A 20,720-nucleotide genomic window follows, 5' to 3' on the forward strand; every position below is an offset into this window, starting at 1 on the left:
AGGTGGCCGAACGAGAAGTCGGAGTCGCTCGCCGAAAGTCGGTCAGGCCGGCTTCGAGGCTCGTTCGGTCAGAGTCTCGCCGCCGATGGCCCAATCGTCCTTCGACACTTCTTCGATCGTCACCCAGACACTTGCCGGTTTCGCTCCTGTCGCGTCCACGTATGCAGCGGTCAGCTTTTTCAATAGCTCACGCTTTGCTTCGGCGGATTGGCCGGGGGTCTGGGTCACATGCAACAGCGGCATAGCGTGCTCCTTGAGGGTTTTTGTTGGGGAAAGGCACTCGACAAACCACTTCGCTAATCGAGATCAGTTGATCGGTGGGAACCGTGCCACGGCCAAGGGTAACAGCCTTGAGTATCGATTAAAAAGGGTTGGGGTGCAACGAATATGATGATAAATGGTTGGTGTGTCGTGTCACTTAGCTTGCAGTAAAGCAAGTGTCAGATAGCCATTCTTCATGGTGGATGAGATCATCCGTGGAATAACCGCGTTGACGACGCGTCGGTAGTACGGTGCCTGGAAGGCGAGCCCTCCGGGGCCTTCAGAGTTGATGGGCGAAAGCGCGCGGTACGAACATGAGTTTTCTGAGCAATTGTGAAACACCATTACGAGATTGGGCGTGAATCTATGATCGAACTCGATCGCGACTGGCCGCGGCTTCACGTGGTGGCCGCGACCGCCCCGCCGCACTGCGCGACGACGCCGAGGCGCTGCGGGAGTGGCCGACGGCGCGACTTCTGCGAGTCGACGGGCTCGGGCAGGTTCGTCTCACGGAGAAGCATGTGCTGCTGGAACCGGCCTCCGACCGCTACTTCGAGCCTCCCGAGCATGCGGTGCTGCTCGGTGTCTTCGACGGGGACCACGAATGGGCAGTGTGGGGCACCGAAGGTTTCAATGGTCGCTTACTTCCGGGCCGGTGCGATGGCTCGCTTGGATCGGGTTGGACGAGGCGTTCGCGCTGTGGGGTGGACCGCCGCTGATGTTGCGGATGGACAACGGACCGGAGTTCGTATCCACTGTGCTGCAATCGGTATGCCGTCCTCGGAACGCTCCCGAATGACGGATTTCACGGGTGTTGCGGCCCCGCTACTCCGGCAATACCCCGGAGCGGCGTAGAGACGCAACTTCGTTCTCGGAAAATCCGAGCTCGTCGAGAACAGCGTCGGTGTCGGCGCCGCGGTGGCGAGGGCCGAATCGCACCGAACCGGGGGACTCGGACAGCTTTACTGGTACGCCGACACCTCGGTACCCGTCGCACTCGATCACCATCTTTCGGTGCCGCACCTGCGGAAGGTTGAGTGCCTCCCCGACGTTGTTCACGGCCCCCGAGGGAACACCGGCCAGTCGAAGCGCGGCGGCCAGGGCCTCGCGCTGCCAACCGCCGATGAGTCCGCCGAGGACCTTGCGCAGCTGTACTGCGTTCGCCATACGATCGGTATTCGTCGTGAACCGTGGGTCCTCGGCGAGCCCGGGCGCGTCCAACGCGTTGGCGAGCGACCGGAACTGCCGGTCGTTGCCGGCACCAATGAAGAACGGTCCGTCACTGCAGATGAACGTCTCGTAAGGACAGATGGTGGGATGGGCGACGCCGGTGCGTTCCGGCGCGACGCCGGTAGCGAACCATTTGCCGGCGTGTGGGTGCAGGATCGACACCGCGCTGTCGAGCAGCGCGAGGTCGACAAGCTGCCCGCGCCCGGTCTCGCGCCGCACGTGCAGCGCCATGAGGATGCCGTTCATCGCATTGAGGCCGGTGATGATATCCACCAGCGGGATCCCGATCCGCATCGCCTCGCCGTCAGCTTCGCCGTTGATACTCATAAGCCCGGACAGTGCCTGAAGCACGGCGTCGTACCCGGGCGCGCCACCAAGCGGCCCGTCGGTACCGTACCCGGTGATCCGGCAGTGTACGAGGCGCGGGAACTCCGCGGCGAGTACTTCGTCGCCCAGGCCCCACCTCTCGAGCGTCCCGGCCTTGAAATTCTCGATCACGACGTCGGCCTCGGCGAGCATTCGGCGCAGGAGTTGCTGTCCTTCCTCGATTCGTAGGTCGACGCTGATGTTGCGCTTGTTGCGGTTGAGCCCGTCGAAGTACGTGCTGTGGTCTTCTCTGACGAACGGCGGGCCCCAACCGCGGGTTTCGTCGCCGGCTGGTGGCTCTACTTTCGTTACGTCCGCACCGTGGTCAGCGAGCATCTGCCCGCACAGTGGTCCGGCGAGCACCCGCGACAGGTCGACGACGCGAATGTCTGTGAGCGCGCCAGTCCGCGGAGGCAGCGCGGCTGAATTGGAAGAGGCGTCCCAGGCGTCGGCCGAAAGGGCGTTGACTGTCGAGTTGGTCATGGCTGCTCATTCTGGTGGGTATTGAAGGGTCGGGCCGGCCGAGGGGGAAGGTAAATCATGAAGCCTCTAGGCATCCAATTGAACAGGGAGTGGGGTCGGAAGGCTCCGAGGCGACTAGACATAGATGGACCTGTATTCAAGATAGTAATCCAGCGCCTCAGGGCCGAATTCTCGCCCAATTCCGCTGTGCTTCACGCCACCGAAGGGGGAGCCCATGTCGATCGAAAAATAATTGATCCCCATTGTGCCAGACCTGATCCGTGACGCGATATCTAGGCCATGCTCGTGATCGTCAGTAAAGACGACCCCGCCCAAACCGAAGACGGTGTCATTTGCGATACGAACGGCCTCATCCTCGGACCCGTACGGGATAACGGAGATGACAGGACCGAATATCTCCTCCTGTGCCAGTCGACTGTTATTGTCCACGCCTCCAAAAATAGTAGGCGAAACAAACCACCCTCGCGTTAGGCCATCAGGCGGCTCGGCGCCGCCACGGACAAGCTGGAATCCCTCAGACTCCCCAAGCCGGATATAGTTTCTAACTCGCTCTCGGTGTCGATCGCTCACCATCGGGCCCAAAGTGACCGCGTCGTCAAGCGGGTCCCCCATCGCCAGATCATCCACATAGGCAGCCAGGACATCTAGAACTTCCCGGGAACGACTATGGGGAACCAAGATACGGGAGTTTGTGGTGCACGTCTGCCCCCCGTTCTTGAACACAGCGTCGTCCAGGCTCCTAGCGAAGACATCCAGATCCGCATCAGGGAGCACAACGGCCGCCGACTTGCCACCGAGCTCGAGCGATACCCTCTTAAGGGACCGGCCTGCCGCCTCGCCTATCGCCTGCCCTGCAGCCGTTGACCCGGTAAATGCAATCTTGTCCACACCCGGATGAGCCACAAGGGCCTCGCCCGCGCGAACGCCACCAGCAACAATGTTGAGGACTCCAGGCGGTAGACCTGCATCTTCCGCTGCTTCCCCGAGCACATAGGCGTCAAGCGCAGTTTCGGGGGCTGGTTTCAAAACGATAGTGCACCCAGCGGCGAGAGCAGGAGCGATCTTGGCCATAGCCAGCAACTGAGGATAGTTCCACGCAACGATTGCACCAACAACACCGACTGGCTCTTGCCGCACAATGGTGTGCCCCTTCTTGCTGGGGCGGCGAGTCTCAAAAGTCCGTGCCTCGGCGAGCTCAGCCATTGAACGCAGTATCGCTACCGGGGCCGCAGCGTTACTGATAATCGATAAAGGCCTAATCATGCCATTCTGCTGACTGACCAAGCGCGCGGTGGATTCTCCTCGGCGCTCGAGGCTATCGGCGAACCGCCGCATAGTCTCGGCCCGTTCGTGCGGGGTGGAACGCCCCCAGGGGCCGTTGTCGAGTGCCGCCCGCGCGGCCAAAACAGCTTCGTCAATCTCCGAAGGACCACCCATTGCGGCAACGCCCAGCGGCCGCTCGGTTGCTGCTTCTGCAATAGTAAATAACTCTGGGTCGACAGCCTCTCGCCACTGGCCGTTAATATAAAACTGTCTGCGGTCGGCGCCACCGGCTGGGGGCATAATGTAACCTCTCTGAAGTGGTCATATACCTTGTCTTCCAAGGTTGCTTACGAAAGACGATTACGGTCAATACGCTGCCGCAGCCAAACGAAGGGCAAAGCGCTGGAGCGTCTACAGTTGAAGCGAATGACTAGATGACTGCTCGGCACCGTACCGATCGGTCCGTCTCGGGCCCGATCGAACTCCGACGGCCCACATCTAGGGAGATCAGGCCGGCCTACTGTGCGACGCCACGTCGATTCACCTGCGCGGTGCGGACGGTGCCTTGTGACTTACCTTCACCGAACTGCTCGAGAGTGGTCGCATTGCAAAACATGTACAGCACATCCAGGTCTGATCCGCCGAACGTGCACGCAACAGCCCAGGCGTCAGGCACGAGAACGGAATCGGTGATCTCGCCGCTCTCCTCAACGCGATAGAAGCCGCTCTCCGGACCGTTGGTCACGCCATTGCCGAACCAGACGCCACCTTCGGTGTCCAGTGCAATCCCGTCAGGGTGCATGCTCTCGTCGAGTTGTGCCCACACTCGGAAATTAGTCAAGGAACCATCGGCGTTTACGTCAAAAGCATCAATCCGGTGACCGAAGGTCTCCGCGAGGAGCAAAGTTCGACCGTCCGCACTAAGAGCAGCTCCGTTCGGGAATATCGCATCGCCTTCAACTCTGCTTACGTTGCCCTCGGGTGTTACGTGGGCCAAAGTTGTTGCCTTCGGATCCTCAGCCCCGAGGTCAAAGCCAAAGTTGCCAATGTAGGCATGTCCGGACGGCGATACCAGCATGTCGTTTGCCATTCCGCGGGCGATATGCGCGATATCGGCGTACTCGCTGACGGATCCGTCGGGCGCGATTCGCACAACCTTCTTCTTCGTCGGATCCAAGAGGACCACTAAGACCGATCCATCCTGTAGGAAACCGAGCCCAGACGGTGACTCTTCGAGCGTCGCGAATGCAGTGTGGCTGCCGTCCTCTTCGAAATGAAGGATGTGCTTGCCAAAAAAGTCGCTGGCCCATAGTCGACCATCGTGCCAGCGTGGTGCTTCGAGGTAGCCATGCCCACTGGATATTGTCTGCAGTGAATGGTTCTTCATTGCCTGCCCTTTCGGTGGTAGATATGGCGATTGCAGCTTCGAGTTAACGCATCCTAGGCGCTGGTCACGCCTCAAATTGCACTACGGTGTATTTCGCCGCGAGCTTGGAGAGCAACTCCTTTGCGCGAATATGAGTAGGATGCACGTCGTACTCGGCATAGCCTGTTGGATCATGAAACGCAGCGGAAATCCCGTAGTCGCTGCTCACGTCGCGCGAACTGATGTCTCTTCCATGAGCGTAGGCATGTAGCAGTTCTGTACATTCGGCGGACAGCTGATCAAGCGCAATTGCGAAAGCCGATATATTCGAGTCATCGATCGACCGGGTCCATGATATAGCGACCAAGTGATGAAAAGTCATGACACGGTCAGCCCATCGGTATATCCGGACTCCTTTTCCTTCTGCCAGAACTGCAAGTATGTCGGTACGCCGTTTAGATACTGCAGCATCTGCATTTTCTTGCCCGGAATGTTGCCCCCGTTGTACCAAGACTTCGCCCGATTGAATAGCGCCGTGTCGTCGGTCTCGTTGATGTGCGCGGTCCAAGCTTTGTCCGCTTCAACTGTCGATTCGAAACGGGTGAGTCCGTTTGACCGAAGAAATTCGAAAAAGTCGACCATGACCTCGCCCTGAAGCTCGGCGTTCGTGGACCCGTTCGCAAATGCAGCAGGACTCTGGGGGCCGTAGACGAAAATGGCGTTCGGGAACCCGGCTGTGACTGCTCCGAGGTACGCGTCTACGCCCTGGCTCCATTTGTCACGTAAAGTGACGCCATTCGCGTTCTGAACGTCGATCGAGGTTAGTGCGCCGGTGTTGTTGTTGAAGCCTGTAGCGAGAACGATAATGTCAAACTCGCCGTGCTCGACTCCGTCGGCTGTGCGAATCCCAGTTTCGGTGAATCCGACGATCGGGGTCTCTTTGGTGGAGACAAGAGAGACGTTCGTCTGATTCATCACCTCATAATAGTTTTGATGGAGGGCCGGCCGCTTGGCTCCGAAGGGATGAGGGGCGATTTCTGGGACCAGCAGCTCTGCTTTGACTGGGTCTTTGATCTGGGGCTTGATCTTGTTCTTCCAGAACTCATATGTCAGCGCATTTGTTTTGTCATTGAATAGATAGTCCGAGAAATTTCCCAGCCAGAATGCGAATCCGCCCTGATTCCATAGGCGCTCAAAGACAGCATTGCGCTCGTCCTCTGGGGTTTCGACACCGCTCCGGGGGTCAAAGTCGTAGTCGATCGCTGCGTGGGTTTCGCGACATTTCGCGGCAACCTCGGGCATTTTGTTCTTCAGGGCGGCTTGTTCCTCATCATCCAAGTACTTCTGTTGCATAGGCAACGAAATATTCGGAGTGCGCTGGAAAACCGTGAGGTTTTCGACTACTGGGCCTGCTTCCTGCACTACCTGAACAGCGCTTGCGCCAGTTCCGATAATCGCGACGCGCTTGCCCGTCATGTCCAGGTCGGAACGCCATCGGGCGGTATGAACCAGTTCTCCTTGGTACGCATCCATATCTGGGATGGATGGTGTGTAGGGTTCCGTGGTCGACCCTGTCGCGAACACCACAAACCTTGCCCGGAAAGTGGCTCCGTCCTGTGTTTCGAGGTTCCACATCCGCTGCTCTTCGTCGAACGTTGCGCCCACGACCTTAGTGTTGAATCGACTGTCCTTGCTCAGGTCCAGTTTGGAATCAACATAATTGAAATAGCTACGCATTTCCTCATGATCGGGGTACATCTGCGAGAAGTCCCAATCCTTCCAGAGGTATTCGTCAGTGAACTGATATACCGGTGCGTGGCTGTCCACCCTTGCTCCCGGATAGCGATTGAGGCTCCATGCCCCGCCGAAACCGCCACTGGCTTCAAGGAGGATCACAGAGAATCCCCGGTCCCGAAGATGGCGTAGCTGATAGATGCCACCGAAACCACCCCCGACAACGATGACGTCATAGGTAGGTGTTTCCGCAGACTGTGCCAGGTCGTTCTTTGGAGCGTGGATTGCGGTCATCGATTTGGACCTTTCGAACGCTGAGATGGGGCAGGGTTGCCGCTCGCTGTAGCCCTCTGATCAGAGGTGATTAGAGGGCCGAACGAGCTGGAGGGGAGCGAGATCTGGAACCTGTGTGACTGCGACCAAGTCTCGCTTGGGATGTGGTGTACACCATAGGCTTCAGGCTTCAAGTCCGCAACTAAAGAGAATAATTCATAACTACGTAAAACACGGTCGCTTCAGTAGTGTTTTGCTGCGTTGGCCGCGCGGCGCGGGCGGGCGATGGCTGGAGCGGCGAGCACGATGGTCGGGTACGCCTCGATCGACTCGCGGGTGCGGTGGAAGACCGGTCGGGCCTTCAGTTCGGACTCGGTGAGGCGGAAGAACTGCTCGACTTTCCGCAGGTTGTGATAGGTGGCCACGACCGCCTTTCCGACCATCGCGGTCGGCTCGATGTCGGTGACGTAGCCCTTGTGGCCGGCGGACTGGCGGGCCCGCTCGATTGATGCCTCATCCAGGATGACGCTCTGTCCGGTGACCTTGACGGATCGTTACCTTCGTAGTGGTTCTGCCAGGTCGCCTACGCGCTGGGTGCGGTCGATCTGCGCGTTAGTGGTGCGCCGGTCGCGTTGGGCGCGCTGCCACTTTTAGTGCCACACCACCCTGCGGTCGCGCCGGTCAGGGCCCTGGCCCATCGAGCGGGTCAGCTCCGCGGTGTCACCTTCGGCGATAGTGTTACCGCGGCGGCCGAAGTTATCCTCGAGTTTCCCTGGGGGCCTTGGAGGTTCGGGAGGCGACGATGAACGACGGCCCCGCAGGTTGGCGTCGATCGTGTTTCGGGGCGTGCCTGGACGCCGATGTCTTCGAGCGCCCGGTCGTGTCGAGTTTGCCGTTCGGCTCGATCAGTCGGGCGCACACTAGCGACTTTGAATGTCTCATCGCCGATCTCATCGAACCCCAGCGCCTAGTACGTCCCGGCCAGGTCGGCCCACAGGACCTCGTTTGAGTGCGAGCGCACCACCGCATCCCCGCCCGCGCAGACCTGCGACTCCGGCTCCAGCTCCAGCTCCAGCTCGAGACGCGTCTGATCAGTGTCGATCCTGCCCCTGGTCACCGCCATCAACGTCGTGAGATCGCCCTCGGTATGAGCGAACCCGATGTGCTCCACTAACGGGAACGACCCCAGTGGCACGAAGCTCTCCTGGTGCGGGAGTCTCAGCACCAGCCGTTGGAGTCACTGCTCTCGAGCGGTCGGCCGCTCCGTGGGCGCTCGCGCATCACTCCGAGGTCCACCGTGAGGCGCTGACGGCGTTCGCGGGCAAACGCGCCGGCAAGTATCAGGGGCGTTGACACGAGAGATCGCGTTCGTCCTACATCTTGTGAGAACGTTCGTGCACTCGGCATTCGCACGGAGTCGCGCGCCTAGCGGTCAGCGAAAGCCCCACTCCTCGGCGTGCCGGAGACAGATCTTAGCGAGCTCGTCGCGCCGCTCGATGATCGTCTCGCGAACGCCGACCACACCGAGTGTGGCGATGGTTCGGCCGCGTTCCCGGAGAGCCACCGACACGCCGTCACCGCGTTCGACAGCCACGCCTGGGGCTGCACACACGCCGGTCGCCCGTAGTGCCTCGAGGGCGTAGAGGAACTGCTCGATGTAGTCGGCGTCGGCCACCGGGCGGGAGTTGAGGTAGGCCCAGATGTCGCGCTGCTCGCGGTCGGCCAGTAGCAGCCACCCCGCGGACGTGCGCAGCAGGGAGCGCCGCAGGCGGTTCTCCGCCAGGTACGCGTACTCCGGTTCAGAGGAGACGTGGTCAACGTAGAACAGGTCGTCGCCCACCGAGGTGGACAGCGCGATGGTCAGTCCGGCCTCGGCGTGCACTTGCTGGAGCTGTTCGTGACTTATCGACGTGACCGGGGGGCGTCCCGCGATGACGTTGAGCAGGTAGGGCGCTGTACCGAGGGTGTAGATACGGTCGCGCTCGTCGAGGTAGCCGACGGCGACGAGACCGTTGAGCAGCCCATGCACCGAACTCACTGGGGCGTTGAGAGCCTTTGCCACGGCCGTGAGGGTGAGACCGGCACCGGAGCGGGCGACGAGTTCGAGGATTGCCGCGACCCGGTCGATCATGCGATGGCGGGGACGCTCGGGAACCTGCTCGAAAGGTACAGCTCCGGCGGCCGGAGAAGTTTCCGTCATTGCGAAAGCGTAGCAATGGCATCCACGCTCACTAGATAGCGTATATACGTAACCTGCTTCGCTATTGTGTATCTCTAGCGTTTCTGGAACACTTTCCAAGTGATGCGGGGCATCCTTCGCGGCAGGGCGACCCGCGGTCTGGACTGACCCTTGATTTGACTGTGCGCACTCCCCGAACAGCGGCACAGTCGACCCCGATCGCCCGGGCGCCGCCCGGGCAGGACTCATCAGGAGGCCCCATGAGTTCGACTCTCGCGCCACCGACCACGGTGGCGACCGATGAGATGAACGCCCTGCGTGCCGAGGTACGCGCGTTTCTCGCCGAGGAGGTCGACGCCGGGCGGCTCATACCCTGGATCGACACCTGGCTCACCCGCTGGGACGAGGACTTCACCCGACGCCTCGCCGAACGCGGCTGGGTCGGGATGACGATCCCCACGGAGTTCGGTGGCCGCGGCCGAACCCACCTCGAGCGCTTCGTCGTCACCGAGGAACTGCTCTCCGTGGGCGCCCCCGTCGCCGCGCAGTGGGTCGCCGACCGGCAGATCGCCCCGTCCCTGCTTCGCTACGGTACCGAGGAGCAGAAGCACGATTACCTGCCCCGCATCGCCGCCGGCGAGTGCTGCTTCGGCATCGGCATGTCCGAACCGGACGCCGGCTCCGACCTGGCCAGTGTCCGCACCAAGGGCGTTCAGGTCGACGGCGGCTGGCGGATCACCGGGACCAAGGTGTGGACCTCCGGGGCCCAGCACGCGGAGGCCTTCATCGCGCTGTGCCGCACCGAACCGCTCGACACCTCGTACCGTCACGCGGGTCTGAGTCAGTTCATCGTCGACCTGCGCAGCGAGGGCGTCACCATCCGGCCGATCGTCTCCCTCTCGGGGGACCACCACTTCAACGAGGTCGTCCTCGAGGACGTTTTCGTGGCGGACTCAATGGTCTTCGGCACCCTCGGTAACGGTTGGGAACAGGTCAACTCCGAGCTCGCCTTCGAGCGCAGCGGCCCTGAACGGTTCCTCTCCTCGTTCCGCCTGTTCGCCGCGGAGATCGGTGCGATCTCCACCGGAGCCCTGCCCGAGCGCAGCGACCTCGGCCGGACCGTGGCCCGGATGGCCGGACTGCACAACCTCAGCCAGAACATCGCCGGCGCGCTGCAGCGCGGTGAACCCGCCGACACCCCGGCAGCCCTCGTCAAGCTGCTCGGCACCGCCACCGAGGGTGACATCGTCGACACCGTCTCCACCCGGCTCGGCGACGAGCTGGCACCCGGTTTCGCCGGCACGAACGGCACCGCCGCGGTCGCCGAGATCCACGGCCTGCTGCGCGCGGGCCTCCACCAGCGCCCGGGCTTCACGCTCCGCGGCGGCACCAACGAGATTCTGCGCGGCGTCATCGCGCGGGGACTGGGGATGCGCTGATGACCACCGCCACGACCGTCGACCTCTCCGTCGACGAGGACCTGCAGGCGATGCTCTCCGACGTCGTCTCCGGTTTCTCCGGCCCCGACGTCCGGCCCGACGCCGACGCCGTGTGGTCGACACTGCGGGAGGTCGGCGTCGCCCGGCTCACCGCGCCCGAGGACGCCGGGGGCAGCGGAGCCGGCTGGGCCGAAGCCGCCGCGCTCCTGCGCACCGCGGCTGCCGCCGGTGTGGCCGTCCCGTACGCCGAGACTGACCTGCTGGCCGGGCCGCTCCGGCGCGCCGCCGGGATCGACGACTCGTCCGACTCCACCGCCACCGTCGCGCTGCTCGATTCCTCGGGGACCGCGCACGGTGTCCCGTGGGCCGGTGCCACCGCCACCGTCGTGTGCGTGCGCCCCGCCGGCGATACCCATGAGCTCGCGGACGTGCCAACCGACCGCTTGACGATCACGACCATTGAGGGCATCTCGGCAGTGCCGACCGGCTCTGTCACCGTCGGTGAGGGCATCTCCTGGTCACCCGTACCCACCGCGGCCGTCGAGGCGTACGTCCTGCGCGGCGCGCTCGCCCGTGCATTGCAGTGCGTCGGCGCGATGGACGGCATGCTCGCCTCGGCGATTGAGCACACCACCGCCCGCAGCCAGTTCGGTCGCGCCCTGGCGAAGTTCCAGTCCGTGCAGAACCTCGTCGTCGACATCGCCGCCGAGTCCGTGCTGGCCCGCGCTGCCGTGGACACCGCGCTCGCCGACGCCCTCACCGACGACCTCGACGGCGAGCTGTCCCAGTTCCGCGTTGCGGTCGCGCGCAGCGTCGTTTCGCAGGCCCTGGCCGTGGCGGTGCGCAACGTCCACCAGGTGCACGGCGCGATCGGGACCACCCACGAGCACACCCTGCACCGGGTCACCCTTCCCGCCCTGCAGTGGCGCGGCGAGTTCGGGTCACCGGCGTTCTGGGAGGGGTTCCTCTCCCGCGCGGCCATTGTCGGCGGCATGGACGGTGCGTGGCCGATGGTCGCCGAGGGCGCCCGCGTCGAGGACGCCGCGAGCCGGTACCTCGACGCCGTGATCGCAAGGTCCGTGTCATGAAAACGGAACCGCCACGATCTCCTCCGTAGCCGAGCCTTCAGCTCCCTACTCGAGGCCGAACACAGAAACCGACCACAGAAACCGACCACAGCCGACACCCTCACACCTCCGCCCACCCGTGAGGCTCGGCGGTTCGGATCGTCACCGGCGTAGCCCGGCCGCCGTGGTGGTCAGCGGCCGCCCGGGGTGCCGGGGACATGTCGTGCCGTTCTGTGAGCCCGAGGGGGGTCATAGTGGAACGTGATGTGAACACGACGAAAGGAAGATCGTGGACCATAGCGCGCTGTTGACCGACGCCTTCGATCGCATTCAGGAGACCGTGCATTCCACGCTGGCCGATCTCCCCGCCGACGCCCTGACGTTTCGGGTGGACGCGAAGGCGAACACGATCGCCTGGCTGATCTGGCATCTGACGCGAGTGCAGGACGACCACGTCGCCGGTGTCGCGGGCACCGCGCAGGTGTGGACCTCCGGCGGGTGGGTGGAGCGCCTCGACCTCCCGTTCCCGGTTGCCGACATCGGTTACGGGCATTCCGCGGACGAGGTGGCGAAGGTTCGGACCGGCGCCGGCCTCCTGCGGGAGTATCACGATGCCGTGCACGACCGCACCGTCGATTACGTCCAGTCGATCGGCCCGGACGACCTCGACCGGATCGTCGACGAGAATTGGGATCCGCCAGTCACTCTCGGTGTCCGGTTGATCAGCGTCGTCTCCGACGATCTTCAGCATGCCGGGCAGGCGGCGTACGTCCGCGGCATCTACGAGCGCCGCTGAGCCCGCGACGACGTCTCGTTGGCGGCGAGCCACGCCTCGACTCGTCGCCGGGAGCGTCGGCCGACGCGGTCACGGACCGCCGGACTCACTCTGGCTGCACCGTGCAGCGTCCCGTTCCCCGCCAGTGCCAGCGGAACGAACCAGGCGGGCACGACCGGCAATCCGAGTTCCTGCATGCCGCGCTTGCCGGAGAACAACCGCTGGATGCTGAGCAGACGCTGGCGGTTGAGCCGGCGTCGCAGGGACTCTGCATGCGGGTAGTGGAAGGTGGCCCACGACTTCTGCAGTGAGTCGGCCAGCACCCTGGAGTTGTCGTCGGGACCGGGAGCGAACATCCCGATCTGGCACATGTTGCGGCGTCCGGTGTTCTCGTCGTCGACCAGCCAGTGCTCGTCGATGCCCATCAGCCAGCCGATGTACCGCCACAGATGCATGACGTCGCGGCCCTCGTCGGCGGAGACCCACACCCCCAGCGACCGGAGTCCGACGAGGAATGTCGTCGAGAAGAGGGCGAGCGTCCCGGCCTGATCCGACTGGTTGATCGGCATGCCCCAGTCGGACACGTCCCAGTTCTCGTCCTGCAGCAGGGTCAGGTTCACGAACGCGTGCATCAACCGGACGTGCACGGACAACTGCCAGCCCCGGCGGTCGCGGTCCATGCCACCGGGCAGGACGCACTCGTACCACCACCGCACGGTCTCGGCCACGCGCTGACCGGCGCCGTCCCCGACGAGCCTGCCGGTGGCCACGAGTTGGCGGGAGGTGGCGGCGCTGCGGTAGCCGTTCATGAGGGAACCGGTCGCGAGCAGGTCGAGTCCGGTCATGCCGCTGCGCAGGCAGACGGCGGCCCCGTGCTCGAGGCGGCGGTCGTCGACCCACGACGGCCGACGGTCCACTGCGTCGAAGAACGCGACCAGCGGTTGCGCGGCGTCGGGCACGCTGCCGATGCCGTCGGAGAGTGCCCGGGAGTACTGGGCCATCATCACGGTCTTGTCGACGAGGACGGCCCGCGCCAGAGCGGCACCGATCTCGTCCTGACCGACCACCGCCCGGGCGTGGAGTTCCCGCTCCGCCGGGGTGGGCGTCGGGTCGCCGTGCACGAACCGCGACAGCGTCCGCATCGAGCGGCGACCCCACTCCGAGTCCATGTCGAACCGCCGCGGCGGCGTGAAGTCGGAGAAGCCGGGCGCCGACTCCCGGGACTGGGTTTCTGTCATTGCGGTGCACTCGATTCGGTAGTCGAGAAGGGGGCGTCTTTGTGCCTCAGCCCCGGCTCGCGGGGCTGTGAGTTACAGTTCACCCCACCGAATCGGACGGGTACAAGTCGCATTGTGAGGCAGACCGGGAGGGTTCAGCGAATGGGCACTGGCCAGCGGAAAGACCCCTCCCAGCAGCGGTCGCAGGAGACGGTCGCGCGCATCTTGTCGGCAACTGGTCAGGTTTTGCGGGCCAAGGGTTACACCGGCTGCAGCACGAACGCCATCGCGGAGGCCGCCGGCATCTCGAAGGGGTCGGTGTACCAGTACTTCGCGAACAAGGACGAAATCATCGAGGTCCTGATCGACAAGATCATGGAAGAAACCACCGCCACGTTCGGGACGCAACTCGAGCAAGCCGTCGCGAAGGGCACGTTCCTGAAGGACGCGGCGCTGCAGTCCCAGCTCCTCGCCGTCCTGGACAGGTATCGTGACATCCTCGGTTCGCTGCTCAACGACGCCCCGCACCTTGCCCTCACCGCGCACCGTTCGGTCCGGATCGAGGAACGGTGCCGCGACCTGTTGCGTACGTATGTGACGTTGAATCCGTCGGCGATCGGTCCGGATGTCGACCTCGAAGCCCTGCTCCTGGTGCTCACCGTCAGCTACCGCGAGGTGAGCCTCGAATATCTCCGCCGCGACCTCCGCGAGCGGCGAAACGAGCTGGCCACCGTCCTCTACGACATGACGATGGGCGGCCTCGCCGGGCGCGCGAAACGCGGGGTGTAACGCCGAGGGGGCTTCGAGAGAAATACACAGTGAGCCCATGGCGCTGTCGGACCCCGACCCGGCAGCGCCAGGGGCCTTCTTTTTTGCGACGGCCGCTCCTACCGCCGCCGCCTGGTCGGCGACCCCGGCACCTCCAGCCACACGACCCTCTCGAGCGCACGCAGATCGCTTTCGATCCGCCGGAACAATTGATACACGGCGATGAAGGCGAAGATGCCGCCCAGACACAGCGCGCGCACCGTCGCGTTCACGGCGTCGCCGGTGCTTCCGCCGACGAAGCTGAGCCCGGCGACCCCGATCAACGGGACGGCCGCGGCGACGGCGAGGTACCGCGGCATGCTCCGGCCGAGGGCCCGGATGTTGCGTCCGTCGTTTCCGCGCAACTCGCCGTGCGACAGCAGGATCGGGCAGAGGCATCGCACCGCGTAGAACGTGAGGATGAAGAACGGGTAGGCGAGCGCGACAGCCCCGCACACGGCGAGGGACGCGAGGAGTTGCGTGTATGCGCGCAACGGAATCCCGCCGGCGGTGATCTCCAGGGCGACCGGGTAGGCGACACCGGCGACGACCCACAGCCCGAAGCTGACCACGACCGCGCGGTGGCCGAGCCCGAGCGTCGTGGCGCGCGCCTTCTCCAGCACCTCGGAACTGTAGGTTCTGCCGTTGCGGAGACCGCGCGGCACCGTGAGCGCGAGTCGACACCAGTAGACGATGAGCACTGCGCCCAGCGGGAACGCGATCCCGCCGATCACCAGGTGCACGAATTCGAGATCCTCCTGCGCCTCGATTGGCAGCGTCGCGATGATCAGCACCTTGTTGTAGTAGTAGTTGTATCCGGCTGCCAGCAGGTTCGGGATGCCGACGGCGGCGATCACGATGGGAAGCGCCCACCGCCACATCGTGGACCGCACGCTTCCCGGCGCGGGGTCGACGAGATCGCGGGCGTGCGGGTCGAGGCACAGCGCGAACTGCCGTGTCAGCTTCCGGCCACTCGACCACCGATCGTCCCGGTCGGGTGCGAGCGACTTCACCAGGATGCGCCGCAGCGCGGCGGGACAGTCCTCGGGAAGCGCGGATCGTTCCGGGTCCACTCCCCGGCGTCGGGACTCGAGAAGGACCCGAGGCGACGGCGGTGACGTGGTTCCGTCGTCGTCCGGGAACGGCCGTGCCCCGGTCAGCAGTTCCCACAGCATCACGCCCAACGCGAAGATGTCGCTGCGGGTGTCGAGGTCGGACGCGGTCCGGTGGATGGACGGGTCGATCACCTCGAGCTGTTCGGGCGACATGTAGGCGACGGAGCCGCCGATGAATCCGCCGGCGCCGCGATTCTCGACGCTGTCGCTCGAACTGACGTTGAAGTCGGCCAGCTTGGGGATGCCTTCGAGCCCCAGCAGCACGTTCGCCGGTTTGATGTCTCGGTGCAGGACGCCGTGCTCCTCGGCGTAGTCGAGCGCGTCGGCCAATCGCAACCCGATCCACGCGACCGTCTCCGGCCACGACAGTGCCGCGATCTCGTCCCGCACACTCGAATACTCCGGCTTGATCTCGCCTCTCTCCGCGAGGATCCGGTCGACCGAATCGAGCAGCAGCTGTCCGGATCGCTGCTCCGGCGGGGTCTTGCGGACCAGCCGCACCACGTCGAGGAGCGTGCCGCCGGGCACGTATTCCATGAACAGCACCCGCAGCCGGCGGTCCTCCAGCACCCGCTGGTCGTAGACGCGGACGATGTACGGGTGGTCGAGCTGCGCGAGTGTCTGCGGCTCGTTGCCGATGTTGCGGGAAATCTTCAGCGCCACCCAACGCTGCATCGAACGCTGCCGGGCGAGGAACACCCGCGCGAACGCGCCGTGACCCAGTTCCATCATCAGGTCGAAATCGTCGAGGCGTTCACCGACGTCGAGGTCGTCGCCCGGGCCGAGTTCCGCAGTGATGGTCCGCCGGTCCATGCGGCGGTCGTGTTCGAGGAGGGTCTCGAACCGGGCCGCCTGCTGCGGGTATTCGGTGACGTACTCGGCGGAATCCACGTCGGCGCCACTTTGACGGCGGACCCGGTACTCCAGGTAGACGAGTTCCGGTGGCAGAGGTTCGGCGAGCAGTTCCGGGAACTCGAGGCAATAGTCGGCGATACGCTTCGGGTGGCCCGACCGCAGCCACCGGTACTCGAGGTCCACCTTGATCAGCTCGATCAGCGCGGCCCGCCTGATCGCGGCCGTGTCGGGGAGATACTCGGTGAGCTCGGCCGGTGAACCGGACGACTCCCAATCCGCGACCAGGCGTTCGACGCCGCTTTCCACGACGAACACCGATTCGGCGCCCGACGTTGTCGACGGCGGCAGCTGGGTGTCCTGACCCAGTTCGGTGGGCGGCCCAGACGCGACCGTCGAATCACTCGGCGGGCGATCGTTCATGGCGGTCCGATTCCGGGCGTTGCAGATTCCGGGAGGTGCATGGGGGCGTACTTGCCAGGGTATTCCTGACGGTGCGCGAAGGGTACGGAACAGCAGGCCGTCACGCGCTCCCGGCGGGGCCGGAACCAGTGCGAGGGGTGTTCACCTATGGCGGGCAATGATGTGGTCCTTGGTACCTCCACGAACTGAACGGGCAGGTAATCACGACGTCGGCCCAGCCGGCGGGAAGGTCGCGGCCTTCTTCACGGCCGGGACCTCGCCGCCCTCGACGATCTGCACGTGCCAGCCGTACGCCTCGTAGCGGGCGGCGGTGTCCTCGGACAGCGCGATGGCGGTGTCGTCCTCCGGCGGCATTGCCGTCGAGTCGTCCCGACTTGACGGCACGGGCAAGGGACGACTGGATACGGTCCGCTGCGGCATTGGCCGAGGCGGTGTCGCGCTCGAGGCGCATAGGTATGGGTGTCGGTGAAGAAGTCGTACCGCGGCGCACCAGGCGATGGCGACGAACGGCCCAGGTGAATGGTTGGGAAGCAATTTCCAACCACTCCTGGGACCGAACACCAGGTGCGCCGCCGACGGACACCACACCGTCTATGGCTGGACGTGTGCGGTGACAGTCACCGCGGTGTCTGGCTGGACGGTGTTGATGAGGTCGCCGTGGCGGAGCCGGTCGAGTACGGCCGCCGCTGGGCGAGGAGAATGGGGACTGGTCTTACGGCGTCCCGGACCGCTATCTCCGTGGGCTGGGTCGCCTACTGTCGCGACGGCTACGAATGGCGCAAAGGCAGAAGCCGCCGTCAACGCCTACGAGCACCATCGCGTTGTCCTTCCTGGAGTGAGTCGGTAGGTCTCTCGAAGAGTCATGCGATGGCCGCCTTCGCGGGTTTGCGACACGCCGGTCAGATCCGATTCCGTTTCATGAATCATCATCTTCAATGGGCAGCCAGTGTTGCGAAGTAGGACACGAGTCACCTCATCCGTACTTCTAACCTTCTCAGGTGCGCAATCCGTGTGCATGTTCGGAACCGTTTCTTTCCCCCACTCGAGGAGTGACCATGGCCTTGTTTGCTGTGATCTGGTCGTATACCACCGATGCCTCTGTCAAAGAGGCTGCGCATGCCGAACACCTGATTTTCGTCAAGGATGCCGCTGCCCGAGGCATGCTGCAGGAGGCCGGCGCCTGGGCCGACGGCGCCGGAGCCCTACTGGTATTCCAGGCGGCCAGCGAAGACGCTTTGCGTTCCTTGCTTGCGGAGGATCCTTACGTCAAGCAGGGTGTCGTCGTAGAGCAGCGCATTTACCAATGGAATCCAGTCATAGGCCCTCTCGTCGGCATCTAGTGACAGTGGGGCACGCTCATACCCTGGTGGCTCGGTGTCGAGGTATCTTCACGGTTTTCCTTCGGTAGGTACCTGGTCGGCGGTGTTGGTCCAGACGAACGGCGCGCAGCGGGTGTTACATCCGTTGATGAAGGCGCGGATCTTGGTGGTCAGCTCCTTCACGGAGCCGAAGGTCCGCGGTGGACGGCCTGCCGTTCTCATTCCGAACCAACACCTCCACAAGCTTCATCCATGATGCCGAGTGGCGATGTCCGTGGCGGAGAACAGGGTGAAGGTGCGGTGTCGGGCGTAGTCGTGAGTGTGCTTCCCTCCCGAGCCGATCCGCATCGACTGGGTCGGCGTGGTCCGGTCCAAGGCCTGAATCTGCGATGTTTGGTCCACACAAGCACGATTGCGTTCAACTGCGAACAGTGAGTTTCAAGCCGCGGCAGTAAAGTCACCTCTCCGTCTATGACGGTTGATCTCTCTGTGGCTCAACCTACGCTCCCGACTTGTGCTGTAGCTCCAGCGAAGGTGACCGCTGCCAACCCGCACCCTTCTCGCTTGACAACGACGTCGGAACTGCGGTGACGGGCATGCCTGCTTGTGAAGTCCAGTTTCGAAGTCTCTGCGGTCAAGACAGATTGGCGCGCGTGCGTCCCCAAGAATATGTTGCGCAAGGTTGTAAGGGGGCGCGGGTATGCCGCCAGGATCGACCATCTATGCCGCCCACCACTTCGATCCCGCTACGTTTGTCGTGCATCTTCCCGCTCGGCACGAGCCGGCCGAAGCGTCAGGCAGCAGCGAGTCTGATGCCTGTGAGTCTTCAAAACGCGCTGAGTGCAGGACATTTGAGGACAAGGAAGCGAATTTCCAATTCCTTTCGACTGCAGAACTGCCGAGAATGGTTTCGTACTGGCACGCCTGCCGCGCAGCACGGACGGCTGATCAGGCGATTCAACTCCGCGCCGGATGGTGAACTTCCAAACCAATTCTGCGCCTATATAGATCGGGGAACAAAGATGTCCGTAAACGTGGACCACCCAGCATTGCCGTCATCGATCGCTGACGGGAGAACGCTGTATATCGCAGGCCGATGGAGCGCTGCCACCGACACTTACGAGCGGGTAGATCCCTCCGATCTCCGCCGCGTGACGGGAATCTACGCTTCGGCGACTCCCCGCAATGTCGAGGCTGCCTATGCGGCCGCCGGCAGTGCTCAACCAGCGTGGTCCGAGACAACAGCGATTCAGCGGTCGGACTTTCTTCGTTCTGCCGCTGACCTTTTGGAAATCCGCGTTCACGACGCTGCCCTGACGATCACCGCGGACATGGGGAAGGCGATCCGCGACGCACGCGCCGAGGTCCTGCGAAGTGTCGCCATTCTCCGCTACTACGCCGGTGAGATCCTGCAGCCCAGTGGAGAGACATACCCCAGTGCTGATTCACACACGATGCTGATGACGGTGGAGGAGCCGCTCGGCGTCGTTTGTGCAATCACACCGTGGAACTTCCCCTTCGCGCTTCCGGCATGGAAAATCGCGGCGGCAATAGGTTTCGGGAACACAGTTGTGTGGAAGCCTGCAGAACCGGCCTGCGGATCCGCAGTGTTTCTGACGCGGATCCTCGCAGAAGCCGGGTTGCCCGCGGGGGTCCTCAATCTGGTGACGGGCAGCGGTAGAAAGCTTTCGGGGGCACTCACCGGGAACGCGCGACTCGCAGCCTTGACGTTCACCGGTTCGGGTGCAGTCGGGTCGCGACTGCGTCAGGCCGTCGCCGATCGCAACGTGAAGGTCCAGCTCGAGCTGGGTGGCAAGAACCCGTCCATTGTTCTCGCCGACGCCGATGTCGAGGATGCAGCGCAACAGATCGTGAAGAGCGCGATGCTCCACACGGGACAACGCTGCACAGCGACGAGCCGGGTCTACGTGGACCGCGCCGTCGCTCCCAGACTACGAGAACTGCTGGTGAAGCACGCTGACGCGCTCGTCGTCGGTGATCCGTACGACGAAGCCACCGACATCGGGCCCCTTGCCTCGGTGGAGCAACGTGACACGGTGGTCGGATACCTGCGACTCGCCCGCGACGAGAACGCCGAGTTCCTTACGGGAAGGGAGTTCGATTCCGACACTTGCTATATCGCACCAACAGTCCTGGCCGGAGTATCGGAGGAGAGCAGGCTCGTCAGGGACGAGATCTTCGGGCCAGTCGTGACCGTGCAGGAGGTCGATGGATTCGACGGTGCGCTGAAGGCCGCGAACGACACGGACTACGGCCTGTCCTCTGGAGTGTTCACCAGAGACATCGCGACGGCGATGACCTTCATCCGGCGCACACAATCGGGGTTGGTGCATGTCAATCGCGAGACGAGCAGTGTCGAGCCACATGTGCCGTTCGGTGGCCTCAAAGGCTCGAGCAGCATGAGTAGAGAACAGGGCAAGGCCGCACGTACTTTCTTCACAACCACCAAGACTGCGTATGTCCGCTGGACCTAGAAGCTGCACCGGACGAGCTTTCCCGCAATCAGTTCGTCACTTTCTGCGACACAGAG

17 protein-coding genes and 2 pseudogenes are annotated in these 20,720 nt (G+C 63.6%); 6 read left to right on the forward strand and 13 right to left on the reverse strand.

Annotated features, from left to right (window positions below; all coding sequences use genetic code 11):
• Window positions 1-42: 42 nt before the first annotated feature.
• The 10 genes and pseudogenes from QM693_RS01285 to QM693_RS01330 all read right to left on the reverse strand — a co-directional run bounded on the left by QM693_RS01285 (window position 43) and on the right by QM693_RS01330 (window position 9,176).
• Window positions 43-243: a tautomerase family protein gene (locus QM693_RS01285; RefSeq protein ID WP_005264727.1), complete on the reverse strand. Its 201-nt coding sequence runs from the start codon at window positions 241-243 to the stop codon at window positions 43-45.
• Between the two features lie 416 nt (window positions 244-659).
• Window positions 660-863 (reverse strand): hypothetical protein, encoded by a 204-nt coding sequence (locus QM693_RS01290; protein WP_283351103.1) that lies wholly within the window; start codon window positions 861-863, stop codon window positions 660-662.
• 223 nt (window positions 864-1,086) lie between these two features.
• On the reverse strand, window positions 1,087-2,340 hold the full coding sequence (locus tag QM693_RS01295; RefSeq protein ID WP_283351104.1) for a CaiB/BaiF CoA transferase family protein: 1,254 nt from the start codon (window positions 2,338-2,340) through the stop codon (window positions 1,087-1,089).
• 114 nt (window positions 2,341-2,454) lie between these two features.
• A complete protein-coding gene (locus QM693_RS01300) occupies window positions 2,455-3,903 on the reverse strand; it encodes an aldehyde dehydrogenase (protein WP_283333089.1) in 1,449 nt (482 codons plus the stop codon).
• Window positions 3,904-4,120: 217 nt separating this feature from the next.
• Window positions 4,121-4,990 (reverse strand): SMP-30/gluconolactonase/LRE family protein, encoded by an 870-nt coding sequence (locus QM693_RS01305; protein WP_283351105.1) that lies wholly within the window; start codon window positions 4,988-4,990, stop codon window positions 4,121-4,123.
• A gap of 64 nt (window positions 4,991-5,054) precedes the next feature.
• A complete protein-coding gene (locus QM693_RS01310) occupies window positions 5,055-5,351 on the reverse strand; it encodes a Dabb family protein (protein WP_283351106.1) in 297 nt (98 codons plus the stop codon).
• Window positions 5,348-6,997, reverse strand: a complete 1,650-nt coding sequence (locus QM693_RS01315) for a flavin-containing monooxygenase (RefSeq protein ID WP_005564477.1) — start codon at window positions 6,995-6,997, stop codon at window positions 5,348-5,350. The genes QM693_RS01310 and QM693_RS01315 overlap by 4 nt, the downstream gene beginning before the upstream one ends.
• A 257-nt stretch (window positions 6,998-7,254) precedes the next feature.
• Window positions 7,255-7,795 (reverse strand): annotated as a pseudogene (locus QM693_RS37730) (IS1634 family transposase); the annotation flags it as partial.
• A gap of 148 nt (window positions 7,796-7,943) precedes the next feature.
• Window positions 7,944-8,171 (reverse strand): hypothetical protein, encoded by a 228-nt coding sequence (locus tag QM693_RS01325; RefSeq protein ID WP_283351108.1) that lies wholly within the window; start codon window positions 8,169-8,171, stop codon window positions 7,944-7,946.
• Between the two features lie 237 nt (window positions 8,172-8,408).
• Window positions 8,409-9,176, reverse strand: a complete 768-nt coding sequence (locus QM693_RS01330) for an IclR family transcriptional regulator (protein WP_043788657.1) — start codon at window positions 9,174-9,176, stop codon at window positions 8,409-8,411.
• A 239-nt stretch (window positions 9,177-9,415) separates the two neighbouring features.
• Between QM693_RS01330 and QM693_RS01335 the strand changes: the two genes are divergently transcribed.
• From QM693_RS01335 to QM693_RS01345, 3 genes are all read left to right on the forward strand, one after another.
• Window positions 9,416-10,594, forward strand: a complete 1,179-nt coding sequence (locus QM693_RS01335) for an acyl-CoA dehydrogenase family protein (protein WP_283351109.1) — start codon at window positions 9,416-9,418, stop codon at window positions 10,592-10,594.
• Window positions 10,594-11,682 (forward strand): acyl-CoA dehydrogenase family protein, encoded by a 1,089-nt coding sequence (locus tag QM693_RS01340; RefSeq protein ID WP_283351110.1) that lies wholly within the window; start codon window positions 10,594-10,596, stop codon window positions 11,680-11,682. Before QM693_RS01335 ends, QM693_RS01340 begins: the two co-directional genes overlap by 1 nt.
• Window positions 11,683-11,950: 268 nt before the next feature.
• Complete coding sequence (locus QM693_RS01345; protein WP_283333083.1) at window positions 11,951-12,457, forward strand: mycothiol transferase; 507 nt, start codon at window positions 11,951-11,953, stop codon at window positions 12,455-12,457.
• Here the strand turns inward: QM693_RS01345 and QM693_RS01350 are convergent.
• Entirely contained in the window at window positions 12,442-13,674 is a 1,233-nt protein-coding gene (locus QM693_RS01350; RefSeq protein ID WP_283351111.1) for an oxygenase MpaB family protein, read from the reverse strand. The two genes, QM693_RS01345 and QM693_RS01350, sit on opposite strands and share 16 nt — an antisense overlap.
• Window positions 13,675-13,815: 141 nt before the next feature.
• On the opposite strand from QM693_RS01350, the gene QM693_RS01355 reads away from it, so the two are divergent.
• A complete protein-coding gene (locus QM693_RS01355) occupies window positions 13,816-14,442 on the forward strand; it encodes a TetR/AcrR family transcriptional regulator (protein WP_280779562.1) in 627 nt (208 codons plus the stop codon).
• A gap of 98 nt (window positions 14,443-14,540) precedes the next feature.
• On the opposite strand, the gene QM693_RS01360 is transcribed toward QM693_RS01355, so the two are convergent.
• Both QM693_RS01360 and QM693_RS01365 read right to left on the reverse strand, forming a co-directional pair.
• Window positions 14,541-16,850 (reverse strand): serine/threonine-protein kinase, encoded by a 2,310-nt coding sequence (locus QM693_RS01360; protein WP_283351112.1) that lies wholly within the window; start codon window positions 16,848-16,850, stop codon window positions 14,541-14,543.
• Window positions 16,851-17,084: 234 nt separating this feature from the next.
• Window positions 17,085-17,198 (reverse strand): annotated as a pseudogene (locus tag QM693_RS01365) (thiamine pyrophosphate-binding protein); the annotation flags it as partial.
• A 707-nt stretch (window positions 17,199-17,905) separates the two neighbouring features.
• Between QM693_RS01365 and QM693_RS01370 the strand changes: the two are divergent.
• Together QM693_RS01370 and QM693_RS01375 are read left to right on the forward strand one after the other, a co-directional pair.
• On the forward strand, window positions 17,906-18,190 hold the full coding sequence (locus QM693_RS01370; RefSeq protein WP_283351113.1) for a YciI family protein: 285 nt from the start codon (window positions 17,906-17,908) through the stop codon (window positions 18,188-18,190).
• A 1,001-nt stretch (window positions 18,191-19,191) separates the two neighbouring features.
• Complete coding sequence (locus QM693_RS01375; protein ID WP_349307480.1) at window positions 19,192-20,664, forward strand: aldehyde dehydrogenase family protein; 1,473 nt, start codon at window positions 19,192-19,194, stop codon at window positions 20,662-20,664.
• The last annotated feature ends 56 nt before the right edge of the window (window positions 20,665-20,720 follow it).

Origin of the sequence: Rhodococcus sp. IEGM 1305, from assembly GCF_030058635.1 — a bacterium.
Classification (GTDB): Bacteria; Actinomycetota; Actinomycetes; order Mycobacteriales; family Mycobacteriaceae; genus Rhodococcus_F; species Rhodococcus_F opacus_D.

Bases quoted from the DNA above. Each gene is read 5' to 3' on its own strand.
- QM693_RS01355 (WP_280779562.1), top strand. From the start codon at position 13,816: ATGGGCACTGGCCAGCGGAAAGACCCCTCCCAGCAGCGGTCGCAGGAG.
- QM693_RS01360 (WP_283351112.1), bottom strand. From the start codon at position 16,850: ATGAACGATCGCCCGCCGAGTGATTCGACGGTCGCGTCTGGGCCGCCC.
- QM693_RS01350 (WP_283351111.1), bottom strand. From the start codon at position 13,674: ATGACAGAAACCCAGTCCCGGGAGTCGGCGCCCGGCTTCTCCGACTTC.
- QM693_RS01370 (WP_283351113.1), top strand. From the start codon at position 17,906: ATGGCCTTGTTTGCTGTGATCTGGTCGTATACCACCGATGCCTCTGTC.
- QM693_RS01305 (WP_283351105.1), bottom strand. From the start codon at position 4,990: ATGAAGAACCATTCACTGCAGACAATATCCAGTGGGCATGGCTACCTC.
- QM693_RS01285 (WP_005264727.1), bottom strand. From the start codon at position 243: ATGCCGCTGTTGCATGTGACCCAGACCCCCGGCCAATCCGCCGAAGCA.
- QM693_RS01315 (WP_005564477.1), bottom strand. From the start codon at position 6,997: ATGACCGCAATCCACGCTCCAAAGAACGACCTGGCACAGTCTGCGGAA.
- QM693_RS01295 (WP_283351104.1), bottom strand. From the start codon at position 2,340: ATGACCAACTCGACAGTCAACGCCCTTTCGGCCGACGCCTGGGACGCC.
- QM693_RS01340 (WP_283351110.1), top strand. From the start codon at position 10,594: ATGACCACCGCCACGACCGTCGACCTCTCCGTCGACGAGGACCTGCAG.
- QM693_RS01335 (WP_283351109.1), top strand. From the start codon at position 9,416: ATGAGTTCGACTCTCGCGCCACCGACCACGGTGGCGACCGATGAGATG.
- QM693_RS01300 (WP_283333089.1), bottom strand. From the start codon at position 3,903: ATGCCCCCAGCCGGTGGCGCCGACCGCAGACAGTTTTATATTAACGGC.
- QM693_RS01310 (WP_283351106.1), bottom strand. From the start codon at position 5,351: ATGACTTTTCATCACTTGGTCGCTATATCATGGACCCGGTCGATCGAT.
- QM693_RS01330 (WP_043788657.1), bottom strand. From the start codon at position 9,176: ATGACGGAAACTTCTCCGGCCGCCGGAGCTGTACCTTTCGAGCAGGTT.
- QM693_RS01375 (WP_349307480.1), top strand. From the start codon at position 19,192: ATGTCCGTAAACGTGGACCACCCAGCATTGCCGTCATCGATCGCTGAC.